Origin of the sequence: Nocardiopsis sp. MG754419, from assembly GCF_018207095.1 — a bacterium.
GTDB lineage: Bacteria > Actinomycetota > Actinomycetes > Streptosporangiales > Streptosporangiaceae > Nocardiopsis.
This window is the reverse complement of sequence record NZ_QOCZ01000147.1, coordinates 1-16,936: the sequence shown is the minus strand read 5'-3', so window position 1 is coordinate 16,936 and position 16,936 is coordinate 1. Positions and strand designations below refer to the sequence as shown.

The window sequence follows — 16,936 nt, the reverse complement described above, 5'->3', positions numbered from 1 at the left end:
CCCCCGAGGACGACTTCTTCGCCGACGCCTCCACCGAGGACGAGCAGCAGCGCGAGGACCGGCGCTCGGAGGCCCGCGACCTGGCCGTCGCGGCCGTCGCGGACGCGTCGCGTTCGGGTTCGGGCAGCGGCAGCGAGATCGCCGAACCCGAACCGGAACCGGAGTCCACCCCCGAGGCCTCCGAGGAGTCCGGGGGTTCCGGCGGCGGATCCGGCGGCGGCGCGGTCCCCTCCGGCTCGGCCAAGGAGATCGCCCTGCAGATGGTCCTCGACGAGGGGTGGGGCTCCGACGAGTTCCACGGCTGCCTGGAGCCGCTGTGGGAGAAGGAGAGCAACTGGAACCACACCGCGGAGAACCCCTCCTCCGGGGCGTACGGGATCCCGCAGTCGCTGCCCGGCAGCAAGATGGCCTCGCACGGCGACGACTGGCGGAGCAACCCGGCCACCCAGATCGCCTGGGGGATCGACTACATCAAGGACCGCTACGGCACTCCTTGCGGGGCCTGGTCCCACTCTCAGGCGAACAACTGGTATTAATAGGTTTTTCCCTGCCCTAAACCCCCTTTTGGGAAAGGCAATCGTGCTACTCAACCGCATGTCGCTGCGCAGTACCGCGGCGGTCGGTGCGGCGACCCTGGTCGCCGGCGCGACGTTCGCCGTCTCCGCCTTCGCGGACGACGGCCTGGACCCGGAGATGGCGGCGAGCGCGGCCGTGCCCGAGTCCGACGAACCCGCGGCCGACACAGAATCCGAGGAGAGCGACGACTTCTTCGCCGCCTCCGAGCAGTTGACCGAGGACGAGCTCCAGTCCCTGCGCGACGAGGCCCAGGAACGGCGTCAGTCCGCACAGGGCGCCGGCGCGCTCAGCACCTCCGCCACCGGCTCCGCCGTGCAGGAGGAGGAAGAAGAAGAGGAGGAAGAGGAGGTTCCGGCCGAGTACGCGGGCGACCCCAAGGGCATCGCCCTGCAGATGGTCCTCGACAACGGCTGGGGCTCCGACGAGTTCCACGGCTGCTTGGAGCCGTTGTGGGAGAAGGAGAGCAACTGGAACCCGAGCGCCGAGAACTCCTCCTCGGGCGCCTACGGGATCCCGCAGTCGCTGCCCGGCAGCAAGATGGCCACCCACGGCGACGACTGGCGGAGCAACCCCGCCACGCAGATCGCCTGGGGCATCGACTACATCAAGGGCCGCTACGGCACGCCCTGTGAGGCCTGGGCCCACTCCCAGTCGGTCGGCTGGTACTAGCCACCGGCGTTCCCGGGCCCACCGGCGCCTCGGCCCGAGGCCGGGCGCACCAGCGGCTCCGTGAACACCGACGGCCCCGTGCGGAGATCTCCGCACGGGGCCGTCGCCGTTCGTGTCACTGCAAGGGCGTGAAGGTCTCGATGACGTCCTCGTGCACCTCGTCGAAGTCGCCCGCCTGCTCCCGGGGAACGTTCACGGTGACCAGGTAGAACACCCGGTGATCGCCCTGCTCCAGGATCACCGCGTACGCCCAGAAGCGGCGCTCGGGGTCGTCCCAGGTGTCGTTCACCAGGTCCGCCTCGATCCACGCGACGTCCAGTCCGGCCAGACCGCCCTCGAAGTCGTCGCGGTCGAAGTCCTCCTCGTCCAGGACCGTGTAGTCACGGGTGACGTCCCCGTCGATGTCCGTGCCGCCCCGCGACTCGGCCAGGAACTCCGCGCTGGTACCGGTGAAGTCGGTCTCCTCCCAGCCGTCCACCTCGACCTGGTGTTCCAGTCCGGGGGCGATGAACGAGGCGTAGGAGTTCTCCAGGGCCTCCTCGCCGACCTCCCAACCGCCGGGGTGGGAGATGGTGAACCACTCCGAGGAGTAGGGCCGCAGGTCGTCCTCGTCGTACTCGGGAGGGGTCCCGTGGGCGGCGACGGGCGCCTCGTTCTGTCCGGCGCCGTCGTCGCGCCGCTCCTCGCGGCCCTCGTCCTGGCCCTCGGAGCCGGCGACGGTGGGGCCCGTGTCGCGTGTGCCCAGGAAGACCACGAGCCCGGCCACCAACAGCAGCACCATCGCCAGGGACACCAGCCCGAACACGACGCCCCTGCGGGACCGACGCTCCGGCGCCGGCGGCGGCGTGGCGGGAGCGGCGTACGCCCCGGCGTTCGGGTAGGACCCGCCGGCGTAGTAGCCGCCTCCGTGATGGTGGCCCGTGGAGTAACCGGCGTCGTGCGCGCGCCCCTGGTAGCCGCCGCTGTGCGTGTCAAATCCCGGGTGGCCGCCGCTGTCGGCCCCGTGGCCCGGGTGGCCCCCACTGTGCGCCTCGTGGCCCGGATAACCCCCACTGTGCGCCTGGTGGCCCGGGTAACCCCCGCTGTGTGCCTCGTGCGGCCGTTCCTCCGGCGTTTCGGGGGCCTCCTGCGGGCCACTCGGCCCGCTCGGAACACCGGCGACGGCGGACGCGCCGGTACCCGACCGGTGGTCCCGCAGCAGGCCCAGGGCCTGTTCCACGGTGAGCCTGCGGTCCGGGTCGCGCTCCAACAGTCCCGAGATCACCGGCTCCAGGCGGCCGGCGCGCGTGGTCGCCGGCAGCGGCGCGGAGATCACCGCGGCGATGGCGGCGGTGATGTTGTCGCGCCGGAACGGCGACGAGCCCTCCACGGCCGCGTACAGGGTCACGCCGATGCTCCACAGGTCGCCCCGGTGGTCGGCCGGCGCGCCCTCCAGCCGCTCCGGCGGCATGTACTCGGGCGATCCGATGAGCGCTCCGGTCCGGGTGATGCTCGGTCCGCCCTCCACCGTGGCGATCCCGAAGTCGGTGAGGATGACCCGCCCGTCGGAGGACATCATGATGTTGCCGGGCTTGATGTCGCGGTGCAGCACCCCCGCGGCGTCCGCGGCGCGCACCGCCTCCAACAGCGATACGGCGATCTCGGCGACCCGATCGGGCGGCAGGGCGCCCTCGGCGGCCAACATCTCCTGGAGGGAACCGCCCTCGACGAGCTCCATCACCACCCAGGGATTGTGCTCGTGCTCGAAGACGTCGTGGATGGTGATGACGGTGGGGTGGTTGACCCGGGCCGCCGACCTGGCCTCGCGCCGTACTCGGGCGTGCGCGTCGTCGCGTTCGGCCTCGGTGAAGTGCCCGGGCAGGAGCACCTGTTTGATCGCCACGACACGGTCGAGCGCGGTGTCGTGCGCCTCCCAGACGATGCCCATGCCGCCCCGCCCCAGTTCACGGAGCAGGACGTAACGGTCGGCGATCGGGCGTTCGCTGTTACTCGACATCTGTCGCTCTCTCGAGGCGGGCCGGGGGAAGCCGGGGGAAGGGGTGTTCTGGTACCAGGGTCCGACGCCCTCGGGAGGGGAAAGGTTCCTCACGTGCTCGGGGCACCCCGCGGACGCGAGGTGCCCCGAGGAGGGTCCGCCGGCGACCTACTGGGAGTTGGTCATCTTCAGGACGTCGAGGGCGGCGTCGAGCTGCGCCTCGGTGAGCTTGCCGTCCTGGACGTACCCACGCTCCAGGACCACCTCACGGATGGTCTTCTTCTCGGCCAGCGACTGCTTGGCGACCTTGGCGGCCTCCTCGTAGCCGATGTAGCGGTTGAGCGGGGTGACGATCGACGGGGAGGACTCCGCGTAGACGCGGCACTGCTCCTCGTTGGCCTCGATGCCGTCCACGCAGCGGTCGGCGAAGACCGTGGAGACGTTGGCGAGCAGGCGGATGGACTCCAGCACGTTGCGGGCGATCATCGGCAGCTGGACGTTGAGCTCGAAGTTGCCCGAGGCGCCGCCGAAGGCCACCGCGGCGTCGTTGCCGACGACCTGCGAGGAGACCTGCAACATGGCCTCGCACAGCACCGGGTTGACCTTGCCCGGCATGATCGAGGAACCCGGCTGCAGGTCGGGCAGGAAGATCTCGGACAGACCGGTGGTCGGGCCCGAACCCATCCAGCGGATGTCGTTGGCGATCTTGCAGTAGCCCACCGCGATGGTCCGCAGCTGGCCGGAGAGCTCGATCAGACCGTCGCGGGCGCCCTGTGCCTCGAAGTGGTCGCGGGCCTCGGTCAGGGGCAGACCGGTGTTGTCGGCGATCTCGGCGATGACCCGAGCGGAGAAACCCTCGGGGGTGTTGATGCCGGTGCCGACCGCGGTGCCGCCGAGGGGCAGCTCGGCCACGCGCGGCAGGACGGCCTCCAGACGCTCGACGCCGTAGCGCACCTGCGCGGCGTACCCGGCGAACTCCTGGCCCAGGGTGACCGGGGTGGCGTCCATCAGGTGGGTGCGGCCGCTCTTGACCACGGAGGCGAACTCGGTCGCCTTGCGGTCGAGCGCGCTCTCCAGGTGGCGCAGCGCCGGGATCAGCCGGTTCTGCACGGCCGAGGTGGCGGCGATGTGGATGGAGGACGGGAAGACGTCGTTGGACGACTGCGAGGCGTTGACGTGGTCGTTCGGGTGAACGTCCAGACCGGTGCGCTCCTTGGCGACCGTGGCCACGACCTCGTTGGTGTTCATGTTGCTGGAGGTGCCCGAACCGGTCTGGAAGACGTCGATCGGGAACTCGTCGTTCCACTTGCCGTCGGCGACCTCCAGGGCCGCGTCACGGATGGCCTTGCCGAGGTCATCGCCGATCACGCCGAGTTCGGCGTTGACCTTCGCGGCCGCGGCCTTGATCTGGCCGAGGGCGGCGATGTGGGCGTTCTCCAGCCCCTGGCCCGAGATCGGGAAGTTCTCGACGGCACGCTGCGTCTGGGCCCGCCACTTGGCCTCCGCCGGGACCTGGACCTCACCCATCGAGTCGTGCTCGATACGGAACTCACTCATTGCAACCCAACTCTCCTGGGAAAACCTGTGAACTCAAGCCTGCCAGACCCGGCAGAACACATCGCACCTCACCCGGGGTTCACGGTGTTGCACGTGTCATGTTGACATCGGCGCAGGTCATCGCGTGAGGGGGCGGGGGCCTCGGCTCCAGGGGAGCCGCCACCGTCGTCGGGGCGCGTGTACGCGCACGATGCCCAACAGGGAGAACCCGTCGATCTCCAGCACCGGTGGGTCCGACAACGGGCTGGGCCGTGTGCTGGTGGAACGCCGGCCGAGGAAGGACCATCCCCGGACCCGGACCTCCACGCCGTCGGGCACCCGGACGTCGATCCGGCCCAGGACGGCGGTGACGGTCATGCGGGTGTGTCCGTGGACGAGGAGCGCCTCGCGCAGGTCCACCTCGACCCGGCCGGCGACCGCCACCGCGTACTCACCCCCGAGGGCCACCCACCGCCCCTTGCGGGACTCCCGGGCGAAAACCCCGATCATCGGCTGGGGGTCCAGCCGAATGGGCTGCTCCTCGGCGGGCAGCAGGTCGGAGGTGATGGCGGGGAGTTCGCCCAGGGTGCGCGCCTCCTCGGCGCGCACCATGCGTTCCTCGAACTCCTCCATGTCGAGTCGGCCGTCGGCCACGGCGGCACGGAGCACCGCGCCGACGCGCTCGCGGTCACTGTTGGAGGCCCTCATGAGGGCGGGGGACACGTCCTCGCTCACACCCCGACCCTAGACCGTGCGCGGTGGACCCCACCCCGCCGCGCGTCGCCCGGTGGGACCGGCGCAGCGTGTCCCCCGGCCGACGGTCGGCCCCGGCACGTCCCCCTTCCCCGGCCCGGCGCCACGGATGCCGGGCCACACCCGGGCCGGCCGCGGGCCCGGTGCCCACGTGAGGCTCCGGACCCGCGGAGGTCACAGGTGGACCAGGGCCCGACGGGCGTGACCGGCCACGCTGAGAGGTCGCACGGCCAGACGGACCAGGGCGCGCGCGTTGTCGTCGCCCGCGATCCGGTTGGCGCTCAGTTCACCGCAGGACACGCAGCGGTGCAGGAGCATCCACTCCCCGTCCGATCGGGCGAAGACGCCGCTCGCCGCCATCCGTCCTCCGCAGTCGGAGGCGCGGTCACCGGGGACCCGATCATCGACATGTCGACTCGTCAGGCAGTGCGGGCAGTGATTCCTGTGCGCCGTGCCCGGCGCGCGTCCGGGCACGTCGAGGCGACACCCGCAACAGCGGAAGGTGGCCGCGGTGGGCCCGGAGCCACGGCCCCGTTCGCCCCGGTCGCGCAGCACGGTCTTGCGGCGTTGGGGGCGACGACGGCCCCCATGGTGATGGCGCCCCACGTTCACACCCGCCCGAGCACGTCGAGCGGGAACGGCGGTGCGGCCAGGGGTCGCACGGCGATCCGCATGAGGACGAGCGGGTTGTCGTCGGTGGTGACACCGCTCTCGGACAGTTCGTCGCAGCGAGCGCAGCGGTGGACGAGGCGCCACCGGCCGTCGGAGGAGACGACGATGGAAAGGGGTGTCATGCGCCCCTCGCAGTCGGTCGCCCCGCCGTCGTGCTGGTCGTGGACGTGGCGGGAGGTCAGGCAGCTCGGGCAGTGGTCGCGTTCGTCGCCGTCGGGTTCGCGGGGCGACACCGTCAGACCGCAGAGCAGACAGGTGAAGTTCGGTTCGGTGATGGACACCCGGGGACTCCTTGCCGAAAAGGTGTGGCGTTCGTCAGCAAGAGCGCCGAGCGGGGCTCGGACGGGGTTCCGGTTCAGTCCACCCGGAGGAATCGGGGCGGACGCGGGACCGCGTGGTCGTGAGGCGCGCTCGGCGCGTTCCGGGCCATACCCACCTGTCCTCATATCCGGGGTGTCCTGCCCCCGGTCCGCATTCCTGTTCCGACCCCTCGACGCTACGGACCCGTGGTCTCCACGGCAACCGGTTTTTCCGTGGCCCCGTCCGGGCGGGCCGGTGGCCCCGGACACGCGACCGTGTCCGGGGCCACCGGGGATCGACCCCGGCGCCGTGGGTGCGCGTCCGCGCCTCGGGCGACCGGGGGAGGGCACGGTCAGACCGTGCCGCGGCGCCTGCGGGCCAGGTGCAGGGCGGCCGCGCCGGCGGCCATCAGGGCGATGGCGGTGGCGAACAGAGCGGTGACGGCGCTGCCGGTCGCCGCGAGTTCGGTGCCGCCGGAGGCGTGCGAGCCGTGGTCGGCGACGGGCGCCGCGTCGGTCTCACCGGCGTCCTCGGTGTCGCTCTCGGTGGTCTCGGCCGAGTCGTTCGTCCCGGTCGTCACGGTGTCCTCGTCCTGCGCGTGGTCGGCGTGGTCGAGATCGGCGTAGGCGGCCGGGTCCACCGAGAACGCCTCGGTGTCGGCGGCGGAGGTGGCCACCGCGGCGCTCTCACCACCGAAGGTGACGTCCGAGCAGCTGTAGAACGCCTCGGGGCTGTCGGTGCGCTGCCAGATCGTGTAGACGAGGTGCTGACCGCTCTTCTCCGGCAGCTGCGCGGTCATGGTGTAGGTGCCGTCTTCGGCGACCGGTTGGTCGTCCACGGCGAACGGTTCCGACTCCAGCTCATCCCAGGTCAGCGGGGTGCTGGGGTCCCAGTCGTCGGTGGTGACGTAGTACTCGATGTAACCCGCGTGGGGCACGGCCGCGGTGTACTCGAAGGTGTGGTCGGCGCCGGAGGGCAGTTCGGTGACGGCGGTGCTCGCCCAGTCACCCGGGTTGTCCAGGGCGGAGTACTTGTCCCGACCGGCGCTGCACAGCTGACCGTCGGGAATGATCTCGCGGTGCTGCCCGTCGGCGTTGGCGATGTTGACCTCGTGCCAGTCGTAGAGCGGCTGGGTGCCGTTCTCCTCCACCAGACGGACGCACATCTCCGACTGCGGGCTCTCGGGGCCTTCGGCGTAGCAGGCGGCGATCCGACTGATCGGATCACCGAGGGTGCCGTGGGCCTGGGCCGGGGCGGCGGCCAGACCGGCGATGGTGACGGGGGCGGCCACCAGGACGGCGGCGGAGCGGGCGAGTCGTCCGAACCTCATCGGGTTCTCCTCGAGTCGTGGACTTGCGGGGGCCGTGCGGGTCGCGAACCCGCACGGTCGTCCGGGCTGGAGGGACCACCTCTCGGGCAGCCCGCGAACACTGGGATCACGGGGGTTCCAGCCCACCCGAAAGGTGTGGTTGGCGACTATACAGACAAGATTCAGAAAAGGAAGCTTTCCCCAAAACAAGGGTGCTGACCTGGAGGGTTGACGGATCTCGCGCTCAACAGTAATGTTTGTTTTCGGTTGATTATGGACTGATGGTACGGTTCGGTCCCGCGCGCGTTTTATGAACGGTGCGGACCTTCTTCGACAATGGTCGAAATCGGCTCCCCGAGAAACGGACGATCCGCTCGGAAAACCAGTGGAAAACCGGCTCCGCGCTGCCTACCGTGGGTCCATGACCACACCAGATCCCGGGAGTCTCGTACCGGCGATCCAGCTCCGCGGAGTCGTCAAGCGCTTCGGCTCCCTCACCGCCGTCGACGGCCTCGACCTGGAGGTGCCCCGGGGGATCGTCCTCGGACTGCTCGGCCCCAACGGGGCCGGAAAGTCCACCACCATGAAGATGCTGACCGCCCAGGCGGTCGCCGACGAGGGCGCGATCCGGATCCTCGACCACGCGATCCCCGCCGAGTCGAAATGGGCCCGCGCCCGCATGGGCGTCGTTCCCCAGCACGACAACCTCGACGAGGAACTCACCGTCGAGCAGAACCTGCGCATGTTCTCGTACCTCTACCGCGTCCCGCGCCGACGACGCCGCGAGGCCATCGAACGCACCCTGCGCCTGGCCCAACTGAGCGACCGCGCCGACACCCTCGTCGACGACCTGTCGGGGGGCATGCGCCGTCGACTGCTCATCGTCCGCGCGCTCCTGCACCGACCCGAACTGGTCCTCATGGACGAGCCCACCGTGGGGCTGGACCCCCAGGTGCGCCAGGACCTGTGGGGCGTCATCTCCGCACTGCGCGACGAGGGCGTCACCGTCCTGATGTCCACGCACTACATCGAGGAGGCCGAACGCCTCTCCGACGAGGTCGCGCTCATGGCCCGCGGACGCGTCATCGAGCGCGGCACGCCCGTCGACCTCGTCGCCAAGTACGCCGGTTCCACCGTCGAGGAGTACACGCCCCAGGGCGGGGACGGGTTGACCGACCTCGAACGCCTGGTCCACGAGCACGGATTCGGCACCCGACGCACCGGCACCAGCCTGTCCGTCCTGCGGGCCGAGGAACTCCCCGACTCCGTCCGGGACCGCCTCGGCGAACCCGAGCGTCGGGCCGCCAACCTGGAGGACGTCTTCGTGACCCTGACCGGAGAGAACGTCGGATGAGCCTGTCGCAGCAGCGGGCGGACGCCCGCCCGGAACGCCATGCCCGACCGGGGCGCTTCGAGGCCGACGCCGTTCTTGGCGTGGTCGCGAGGGAATGGATCCTCTACGGCCAGTCGTGGCGGGCGACGACCTTCGCCGCCGTCGTCGAACCCACCCTGTACCTGCTGTGCTTCGGCTTCGGTATGGGCGCCCTCATCGGCACCCTCGCCGGGTTCAGTTACATCGACTTCCTCGGCACCGGCATCGTCGCCGTGTCGGTGATGTTCCAGTCGATGATGCCCGCCGTCATCAACACCTTCATCAAACGCCGTTTCCTGCACACCTACGAGGGCATCCTCGCCGCCCCCGTCGACGTGCGCGAACTGGTCACCGGCGAGGCGCTGTGGTTGGCCCTGCGCTCCGGTGTCTACGGCTGCGTGCCGCTGCTCGTCGCCATCGGCTTCGGCCTGCGCCCCGGGCCCGGCATGCTCGCCGTACCGTTCATCGCCTTCCTCGCCGGTTTCGCCTTCGCGCTCTTCGGCATCTGGATCTCGGCGGTCATCGGCTCGGTGCGCTCCATGGACTACGTGTTCAGTGGCCTGTTCACGCCTCTGTTCCTGGTGGCGGGCACGTTCTTCCCCGTCACCGAACTACCCGCCTGGGTCCAGGCCGCCGCCATGGCCAACCCGCTCTACCACGCCGTCGAACTCATCCGGGGCTCCGTCTTCGGCGGACTGGGACCCGGGGCGGCCCTGCTGCACGTGGCCGTGCTCGCCGGGTTCGCGTTCCTCATGTGGAACCTGGCCTCGTTCCAGATGCGCCGCCGGGTCGTGGACTGACACCGGACGCGCGGGCGGGCGCCCCGGGCGCCCCGACAGCGACGGCGCGGTGGGGGACCGACCCCCGCCGCGCCGTCGCGGTGCTCCCGGGCGGTCAGCCGCCGCTAGGCGCCCACCGCAGTTCGAACGCGGCACGGTCGCCGTCCTGGGTGACGCTCAGCGCCACGCCCACCGCGCCCCACTGTTCGGGGTCGCGGACCTCCTCATGGGTGAGGGCCCGACGCACGTCCACGAAGGCCGCGGCCACCGTGTCCTCCATGCCGGCCATCGTCTGCTGGAAGACCTGGTCGTCGGCGAGCACGGCCCCGCCGGTGCCTCCCGTGGCGACGACCACGGTGGCACCGTCCTCGGTCACCGTGGGGCGCGGGCCGGTCGAGGCGGGCGGTGCCACGACCTCGTCGACGAACGCGGCCAGCGCGGTGGGGTCACCGTCCACGGCGCGGAAGACCACGGTCGGATCCACGGAGGATCCGTAGCCGCCCGTGTCGAAGTCGGACAGTCCCACGGCGGTGGAGGTACCGAGCAGGGACGTGAACCCGTCCGGCGGGGGTGCCCCGACGGAGGTCAGGTCCGACTCCATGGCACGCCGGTCCTGATCGTCCAGGAGCGGCAACGCGTCGTTCTCCCAGGCGGCGGCCAGCATCCGGTCCAGACCGCTCCCGCCCAGCGCCACGGTCGTGTTCTCCGGCAGGCCGCCCATGGCCTCCACACCCGCCCCCGTGCCCTCCGCCAGCCAGCTCAGGTCCTCACCCTCGACGGAGAGCCCGAACACGTCCATCCGCGCCTCCAGGTACTCCCCGGTGACCCGGAAGGAGGCGGTCATCCGGCCCTGGACGGTGCCGGCGGCGCCGAACTCGGTGGCGAGCTGCTCCCGGAACGGGCGGATTCCCGCCAGGGAGGCCAGGTCGACCCAGGCCAGGGCGATGCTGCCGCTCGGGACGTCACCGAGGTCACCGCTGTAGACGTCGTCGCTCTCCAGGTCGCCGTGGGCCGACATCTGGTCGTGGTAGTCGTCGATCGCCGCCGGGTGCTCGGAGAACACCACGAAGTCGTCGACCATCGTGTGGGCGAGCCCGTGGGTCTCGGAGAGTTCGGTGAACCGGGCCTCGGCGGCCCCGGCGTCCTCGACCGCCAGCGCGATCGCGAAGGCCACTCCGCCCTCGGAAGCGAAGTCGGTGTTGTCGGTGGGCCACGACGCCACCCCGACCTTCCGCCCGATCCAGCCCTCGACCTCGGAGGCCTCCAGGTCGTAGGTGTCGGCGAAGACCTCGGCGAAGGGGGCGGCGGTGTCGTCCTCGTCCTCCACCCCCTCGAACTCCTCACCGAGCTCGTCCGGTAGCCGGTCGGCGAAGCGCAACAGGTCGATGGCCTGGGAACCGTCGATGTCGAGGTCGACCTTGGCGAAGCCCAGCGCGTTCGCGGGCAGCACCGACTCGGGCTGCGGGCCGCCGAAACCCACCAGCGACACCGTCGCCCAGACCGTTGCGGCCATCACCACGACGGCCGTGACCGCGGCGGCGGGGATCAGCCACCGACGCCGACCGCCATCACCCCCGGGGGGTACGGGGGCGCCCGCGTACGGTCCTCCGTAGGGCGGGTGGCCGGGACCCTGAGGGCCGCCGGGGAAGGGCGGCCCGGGCACGCCCGGACCCTGCGGAGGAGGTCCCTGGGCGAAACCACCGGGGGGAGGGAACGCCTGTCCGGGATACTGCGGCGGCTGCCACCGGGGCTGCTGCGGGGGATCTGGGTGGGACATCGGGCCTCCGACGAGGGTGGTGCGAGGAAGGGTCTGTCGGCCGCGTGGCCGCCGAGGGTTGTGACGCCTTCCGAGCGCCGGAGGTTCGGAGGAACACCACCGGCGCCGCACGGGCGGCGCCGGTGTCGCGGGTCCGGTCTACTCCGGGGCGGAGGTGAGGTCGACCCCGCTGTAGGCGGACAGCTTGCTCAGCCGGTGCTCGCTGCGGACCTGGCGCACGGTGCCGCTGCGACCGCGCATGACCAGGGAGTCGGTGATCACACCGCTGGACTCGTAACGGACCCCGCCGACTAGTTCACCCTCGGTGATCCCGGTGGCCGCGAAGAACACGTCGTCGGACGAGACCAGGTCGTCCGTGTACAGCACGCGGTCCAGCTCGTGCCCGGCGCCGATCGCCTTCCGGCGCTCCTCGTCGTCCTTGGGCCACAGGCGCCCCTGGATGACCCCGCCCAGACACTTCATGGCGCACGCCGTGATGATGCCCTCCGGGGTACCGCCGATACCGAGCATCAGGTCCACGCCCGTCCCGGGACGGGCGGCCATGATCGCGCCCGCGACGTCGCCGTCGCTGATGAACTTGATGCGGGCCCCCGCGTCACGCACGTCCTGCACCAGCTGCTTGTGGCGCGGACGGTCGAGGATGACGACGGTGACGTCCTGCGGCGACTTGTTCTTGGCGCGGGCCACCGCACGGATGTTGTCGGCGACCGGGGCGGCGATGTCCACCATGTCCGCGGCCTCCGGACCGGTGGCCAGCTTCTCCATGTAGAAGACCGCCGACGGGTCGAACATGGTGTTGCGCGGGCTCATCGCGATCACGGCGATGGCGTTGGGCATGCCCATGGCCGCCAGCGTGGTCCCGTCGATCGGGTCGACCGCCACGTCCCAGTCGTGGCCGCCGCCGTCGCCGACGAGCTCGCCGTTGTAGAGCATCGGGGCGTTGTCCTTCTCGCCCTCACCGATCACCACGGTGCCGTTCATCGACACCGTGCTGATCATGTGGCGCATCCCGCGCACGGCGGCGCCGTCGGCGCCGAGCTTGTCACCCTTGCCGACCCAGCGGCCCGCGGCGAGCGCGGCGGTCTCGGTGACGCGGACCAGCTCCAGCGCGAGGTTGCGGTCGGGCGCCGGGGACTGCGCGGTCGGACTACCGGGCTGCGACATGGAGATGACACCTTCCGTCAGGGAACAGGGTGGGATGCACGTCTTAGGGTAGTCACCCCGGGTGATCCCTGGTCATCACGGGTGGGGCGCGTCGAAGGGGGACGCGGACGCGCTCGGGGGGCCGACGAAGGTCTACCCTGGCGTGGACCCGGACAGGAGTGAGGGCGTGACAGTGGACAAGACGGACAAGCCCACGCGGGTCTCGCCGCGAGGCGCGGCCACCCGTAGTTCCCTGCTGAAGGCGGCGGCCCAGGTGTTCCACACCGTGGGGTTCGCCAAGGCCGGAGTGAGCGAGGTCGTCTCGGTCGCCGGCGCCAGTGTGGGCAGCCTCTACCACCACTTCACCGGCAAGGCGGACCTCTACGTCGCCCTGTACGAGGAGTTTCAGCAGCGTCAGCAGGACCGCACCCACGAGGCGGTGCGTGAGGCCCGCGCCGGGGGTGAGAGCGATCCCACACGGCTGATGAACATCGCGGCCCACGCCTACCTGCTCGGCTGCATCGAGGAACGCGACACCGCGCGGCTGTTCTTCAGCGGCGACGGCCCGCCCGGGTTCGACCACCAACTGCGGTCACGGCTCACCCAGTGGACCGACCGTAACGTGGCGCTGTTCCGCAAGGCGGACGAGCCGGTCGACGAGGCACTGCTGATCGTGGTGAGCGGTTCGATGCTGCTGGCCGTCGCCGAGGTGGTCGAACGCGACGACATCGACGCCCACAGACTCGCCGACGACATCACCGGTCTGCTGTCCGCGTTGGAGCCCCGCAACCGACGTCACGTCGGGCCCGAGACGCCCTGACCTTCGGCCCGGGGCGAGGGTCACTAAACGCACCCCGGGTCGAAGCGGACCCGGACCTGGGGCAAGCTGGTCATGACATGAGTGAGTACAGCCGGGCCAGCGCCACCTTCAAGAACTACGCCATCTCCCTCGGGATCGTCGTCGGCATCCTTCTGGTGATGTCGTTCGTGGTCTCCACGCGTACGGGCGAGAGCATCCCCACCGTGGACTATCGCCGGGACATCGAGGTGATGCGGCAGGCCGCCGACTACGAGGTCACGGCGCCCTCCGAGGACCTTCCGGCGGGGTGCCATGCTGACCCAGAGCGACGGCGAGGCCGAGGCGGTGATCGCCGACCGGGTCAAGGGCGCCGAGCCCGTGGGTACCGTCATGGTCGCCGACCAGGAGTGGGAACAGTACGAGGCCGAGGACTGGGGGGCCATCGTCCGCCGGGGCGACGACCGGACCCTCATCATCTCCGGCAGCACCTCCCTCGACGAGTTCGCCGTCCTGGCCGAGCACCTGGAGACCCACCCGGTGCCGGAGAAGAACGACGACGAGGGCACCGAGGCCCCGCACACGGAGGACACGGACACCGAGGCCCCGGACGACGCCGGCACCGACGGGCGCTGAGCGGACCGGACCGTGTTCACCGCGCCGCGCTGAGACGACACCTCGTCCACCACGCCGACGACGACGGGCCCCGGCGAACCTTCCTGGTTCGCCGGGGCCCGTCGTGTGTCGCGTGATCCGTGCCGCTCACTCGGCCCGCAGGTCGCGGCGGAGCTCCTTGGGCAGGGAGAAGGTCAGGGTCTCGTCGGCGGTGGTCACCGGGGTGACGGTGCCGTATCCGTGTGCGGAGAGCTTGTCGAGGAGCTCGCGCACCAGGATGTCGGGCACGGACGCGCCGCTCGTCACACCGACGGTGGTGACGCCCTCCAGCCAGGCCTCGTCCATCAGGGAGGCGTTGTCGATGAGGTAGGAGGCGTCCGCGCCGGCGTCGAGGGCGACCTCGACCAGACGGACGGAGTTCGACGAGTTGTCCGAGCCCACCACGATCACGAGCTCGCACTCGGGCGCCATGGCCTTGACGGCGTCCTGACGGTTGGAGGTGGCGTAGCAGATGTCGTCGCTGGGCGGGTCGAGCAGGTTCGGGAACTTCTCCCGCAGCGCGTCCACGGTCTGGTGGGTCTCGTCCACCGACAGCGTGGTCTGGGACAGCCAGGACACGTTGTTCGGGTCGCGGACCTGGACCTTGTGGACCTCGTCGGGGCTCTCCACGATCTGGATGTGCTCGGGGGCCTCACCGCTCGTGCCCTCGACCTCCTCGTGCCCGATGTGGCCGATGAGGATGATGTCGCGATCCTCCGAAGCGAAGCGCTTGGCCTCCTTGTGGACCTTCGTGACCAGCGGACAGGTCGCGTCGATGGTCTTGAGGCTGCGCTGCTCGGCCTGCTCGTGAACGGCGGGCGAGACGCCGTGGGCGGAGAAGACGACGATGGCGCCCTCGGGCACCTCCTCGGTCTCCTCGACGAAGATCGCGCCGCGCTCTTCCAAGGTGCGCACGACGTGCGTGTTGTGCACGATCTGCTTGCGCACGTAGATGGGAGCGCCGTACTGCTCGAGGGCTTTCTCGACGGTGATGACCGCTCGGTCGACGCCGGCGCAGTAGCCCCGGGGGTTGGCGAGGAGCACACGGCGTTGGTTCGTGGCAGTCGTCATCGCAGTCATGGGGTACATCCTAGGTGCGATCGAGGGCTGTGGGAGCGGGTGTGGGATACGGCACCGGACCGGGCACACCCAGGGTGGAGTCCATGGTCGGGTGATGTCCTCGCCACAGAACGTACCCGGTTGGGCCGCGACGTGGCGAAATCGTTCACTTCCGACCTGCTCATGGTGTTCCTCCCTCCTCTATCCTGGTTCACCATCGCATCAGTTATGAGGCGGTTCGCCCTCAACTCGGCCCTGCCTGGTTTGCTGGACGCGCGCCGCCGGCCCAACGCCGAGAGCATCAGGAGCCCCCGTCCTATGTCCAACCCGACCATCGCCACGAAGCTGATCACCCTGGTCAAGGGTATCTTCGGGCGCAAGGACCCGGTCGCCACGACCGGTCCGGAGAAGAAGGACGCGACCCCCGTCACGGAGACCGCGGAGCAGGAGACCGCCGAGGCTCCGCAGGAGAAGGTCACCGAGGACACCGTCGCGGAGGCCCCCGCGGCGACGACCGAGACGACCGAGGTCGCGGCGTCCGCCGACGAGCCCGTGTCCGGCGCGGACGCCCCCGCCCAGGACACCGACGCCTCCGAGACCACCACGCTGGTCGAGGAGCCCCGGGGCGAGCCCGCCGGCCCCGCCACCGAGGACGTCCCCGAGGACGGCCCCGCCCTGGCCGAGGAGATCACGGTCGCCGAGGCCCACACCACCGTCGCCAGTGACGAGGTCCTGGAGAAGGTCCGCAAGGGTGCCGCCCCCGAGGCCGAGGAGCTGGCGGTGCCCACCTACGACGAGCTCACCCTGCCGTCCATTCGGGCGCGGCTGCGCAAACTCACCATCGAGCAGGTGCGCGACCTGCGCGCCTACGAGGTCGCCCACCGGGGTCGCCCCGAATTCATCAAGATGTACGACAACCGCATCGCCAAGCTCGAAGCCGACGCCTAGAGCCCGTGCCGCGAACCACGGGGGTCTGCGGTTCCCGTCCCACCCCGGCACACCCGAACACGGGCCGAAGCACGGCTGAGGCTCTGAGGAACACGGGCCGGCCGTGCCCTTCCCGGGGTGCCGGCGGTTCGAGTTCGGAGGGGGTCGACGTGCGTGTCCTGCAGGCGCGCACGTCGGCCCCCTCTCCCATGAGCGCCTCGGGGTCCGTGTGACGGATGTCGGGGCGGCCGACGTGACCCGCGCTCGGGTGTGTCGGGTGCGCACCGGCCGGCCGTGGGGTCCGGGGCGTCGCACGGTGGGCCCCGGGAGGGACGTCACCGTCGGCGGTCGGTGGGTCCCTCTCCCGGCCTTGGAGACGATCCGACTTGACATCCATAAAGTAGTGAGTGTTAACTATCAAAAATGAAGGCGAGGTGGGGGCCGCGGGATCGGCACCGAACGGTGCCGTGAGGATGCGGCCCCATGGGGGAGGTCCGGTGGTTCCATCGTGGCCCTCGCTCGGGGCGCAGACGTCTCCCGCTCCTGGTCGGCGACCATGACGGTACCCACGGGCTCGGCGCCCTTGACCCGGTCGGCGATCACCGCCTCGGCCTCGCCGTCGCTCTGGGTCAGCATGGC

15 protein-coding genes and 2 pseudogenes are annotated in these 16,936 nt (G+C 70.6%); 7 read left to right on the top strand and 10 right to left on the bottom strand.

What is annotated here, in order from left to right:
* Together DSY14_RS22620 and DSY14_RS22615 are read left to right on the top strand one after the other, a co-directional pair.
* Positions 1-536 (top strand): lytic transglycosylase domain-containing protein (locus DSY14_RS22620; RefSeq protein ID WP_211718629.1); only part of this gene is annotated, 536 nt, incomplete at its 5' end.
* Positions 537-594: 58 nt separating this feature from the next.
* Entirely contained in the window at positions 595-1,245 is a 651-nt protein-coding gene (locus DSY14_RS22615; protein WP_211718628.1) for a transglycosylase SLT domain-containing protein, read from the top strand.
* Positions 1,246-1,360: 115 nt separating this feature from the next.
* On the opposite strand, the gene DSY14_RS22610 is transcribed toward DSY14_RS22615, so the two are convergent.
* From DSY14_RS22610 to DSY14_RS22585, 6 genes are all read right to left on the bottom strand, one after another.
* Positions 1,361-3,241, bottom strand: a complete 1,881-nt coding sequence (locus DSY14_RS22610; protein WP_211718627.1) for a serine/threonine-protein kinase — start codon at positions 3,239-3,241, stop codon at positions 1,361-1,363.
* A 147-nt stretch (positions 3,242-3,388) separates the two neighbouring features.
* Positions 3,389-4,777 carry a class II fumarate hydratase gene (locus DSY14_RS22605; RefSeq protein ID WP_211718626.1) on the bottom strand — a complete coding sequence of 463 codons (1,389 nt, stop codon included), beginning with the start codon at positions 4,775-4,777 and terminating at the stop codon, positions 3,389-3,391.
* Positions 4,778-4,894: 117 nt separating this feature from the next.
* Positions 4,895-5,464, bottom strand: coding sequence for a DUF1707 domain-containing protein (locus DSY14_RS22600; RefSeq protein WP_211718631.1), 570 nt, complete (start codon positions 5,462-5,464; stop codon positions 4,895-4,897).
* Between the two features lie 219 nt (positions 5,465-5,683).
* Positions 5,684-6,121, bottom strand: coding sequence for an RNHCP domain-containing protein (locus tag DSY14_RS22595; RefSeq protein ID WP_211718625.1), 438 nt, complete (start codon positions 6,119-6,121; stop codon positions 5,684-5,686).
* The gene (locus DSY14_RS28900; RefSeq protein WP_307851303.1) at positions 6,118-6,462 is read right to left on the bottom strand and encodes an RNHCP domain-containing protein; all 345 of its coding nucleotides are present in this window, start codon (positions 6,460-6,462) and stop codon (positions 6,118-6,120) included. Before DSY14_RS28900 ends, DSY14_RS22595 begins: the two co-directional genes overlap by 4 nt.
* A gap of 371 nt (positions 6,463-6,833) precedes the next feature.
* Positions 6,834-7,811, bottom strand: a complete 978-nt coding sequence (locus DSY14_RS22585; protein WP_211718623.1) for a lytic polysaccharide monooxygenase — start codon at positions 7,809-7,811, stop codon at positions 6,834-6,836.
* A gap of 400 nt (positions 7,812-8,211) precedes the next feature.
* Here DSY14_RS22585 and DSY14_RS22580 point away from each other — a divergent pair, with 400 nt between their 5' ends.
* Positions 8,212-9,144, top strand: a complete 933-nt coding sequence (locus DSY14_RS22580) for an ABC transporter ATP-binding protein (protein ID WP_211718622.1) — start codon at positions 8,212-8,214, stop codon at positions 9,142-9,144.
* Entirely contained in the window at positions 9,141-9,962 is an 822-nt protein-coding gene (locus DSY14_RS22575) for an ABC transporter permease (protein WP_211718621.1), read from the top strand. Before DSY14_RS22580 ends, DSY14_RS22575 begins: the two co-directional genes overlap by 4 nt.
* 94 nt (positions 9,963-10,056) lie before the next feature.
* On the opposite strand, the gene DSY14_RS22570 is transcribed toward DSY14_RS22575, so the two are convergent.
* On the bottom strand, positions 10,057-11,454 hold the full coding sequence (locus tag DSY14_RS22570; protein ID WP_249188302.1) for a DUF3352 domain-containing protein: 1,398 nt from the start codon (positions 11,452-11,454) through the stop codon (positions 10,057-10,059).
* Between the two features lie 402 nt (positions 11,455-11,856).
* Positions 11,857-12,882: a class II fructose-bisphosphatase gene (glpX, locus tag DSY14_RS22565; protein ID WP_211718619.1), complete on the bottom strand. Its 1,026-nt coding sequence runs from the start codon at positions 12,880-12,882 to the stop codon at positions 11,857-11,859.
* Positions 12,883-13,054: 172 nt separating this feature from the next.
* On the opposite strand from glpX, the gene DSY14_RS22560 reads away from it, so the two are divergent.
* Both DSY14_RS22560 and DSY14_RS22555 read left to right on the top strand, forming a co-directional pair.
* Complete coding sequence (locus DSY14_RS22560; RefSeq protein WP_211718630.1) at positions 13,055-13,681, top strand: TetR/AcrR family transcriptional regulator; 627 nt, start codon at positions 13,055-13,057, stop codon at positions 13,679-13,681.
* A gap of 146 nt (positions 13,682-13,827) precedes the next feature.
* A pseudogene (locus tag DSY14_RS22555) lies at positions 13,828-14,293 on the top strand (DUF4245 family protein).
* Between the two features lie 126 nt (positions 14,294-14,419).
* Here the strand turns inward: DSY14_RS22555 and DSY14_RS22550 are convergent.
* A complete protein-coding gene (locus tag DSY14_RS22550) occupies positions 14,420-15,391 on the bottom strand; it encodes a 4-hydroxy-3-methylbut-2-enyl diphosphate reductase (RefSeq protein ID WP_211718618.1) in 972 nt (323 codons plus the stop codon).
* A 297-nt stretch (positions 15,392-15,688) separates the two neighbouring features.
* On the opposite strand from DSY14_RS22550, the gene DSY14_RS22545 reads away from it, so the two are divergent.
* On the top strand, positions 15,689-16,318 hold the full coding sequence (locus tag DSY14_RS22545) for a hypothetical protein (RefSeq protein WP_211718617.1): 630 nt from the start codon (positions 15,689-15,691) through the stop codon (positions 16,316-16,318).
* Between the two features lie 396 nt (positions 16,319-16,714).
* On the opposite strand, the pseudogene DSY14_RS22540 reads toward DSY14_RS22545, so the two are convergent.
* Positions 16,715-16,936, bottom strand: a pseudogene (locus DSY14_RS22540) (DUF4245 domain-containing protein); the annotation flags it as partial.

Bases quoted from the DNA above. Each gene is read 5' to 3' on its own strand.
- DSY14_RS22580 (WP_211718622.1), top strand. From the start codon at position 8,212: ATGACCACACCAGATCCCGGGAGTCTCGTACCGGCGATCCAGCTCCGC.
- DSY14_RS22575 (WP_211718621.1), top strand. From the start codon at position 9,141: ATGAGCCTGTCGCAGCAGCGGGCGGACGCCCGCCCGGAACGCCATGCC.
- DSY14_RS22550 (WP_211718618.1), bottom strand. From the start codon at position 15,391: ATGACTGCGATGACGACTGCCACGAACCAACGCCGTGTGCTCCTCGCC.
- DSY14_RS22610 (WP_211718627.1), bottom strand. From the start codon at position 3,241: ATGTCGAGTAACAGCGAACGCCCGATCGCCGACCGTTACGTCCTGCTC.
- DSY14_RS22600 (WP_211718631.1), bottom strand. From the start codon at position 5,464: ATGAGGGCCTCCAACAGTGACCGCGAGCGCGTCGGCGCGGTGCTCCGT.
- DSY14_RS22570 (WP_249188302.1), bottom strand. From the start codon at position 11,454: ATGGCCGCAACGGTCTGGGCGACGGTGTCGCTGGTGGGTTTCGGCGGC.
- glpX (WP_211718619.1), bottom strand. From the start codon at position 12,882: ATGTCGCAGCCCGGTAGTCCGACCGCGCAGTCCCCGGCGCCCGACCGC.
- DSY14_RS22605 (WP_211718626.1), bottom strand. From the start codon at position 4,777: ATGAGTGAGTTCCGTATCGAGCACGACTCGATGGGTGAGGTCCAGGTC.
- DSY14_RS22585 (WP_211718623.1), bottom strand. From the start codon at position 7,811: ATGAGGTTCGGACGACTCGCCCGCTCCGCCGCCGTCCTGGTGGCCGCC.
- DSY14_RS22545 (WP_211718617.1), top strand. From the start codon at position 15,689: ATGTCCAACCCGACCATCGCCACGAAGCTGATCACCCTGGTCAAGGGT.
- DSY14_RS22615 (WP_211718628.1), top strand. From the start codon at position 595: ATGTCGCTGCGCAGTACCGCGGCGGTCGGTGCGGCGACCCTGGTCGCC.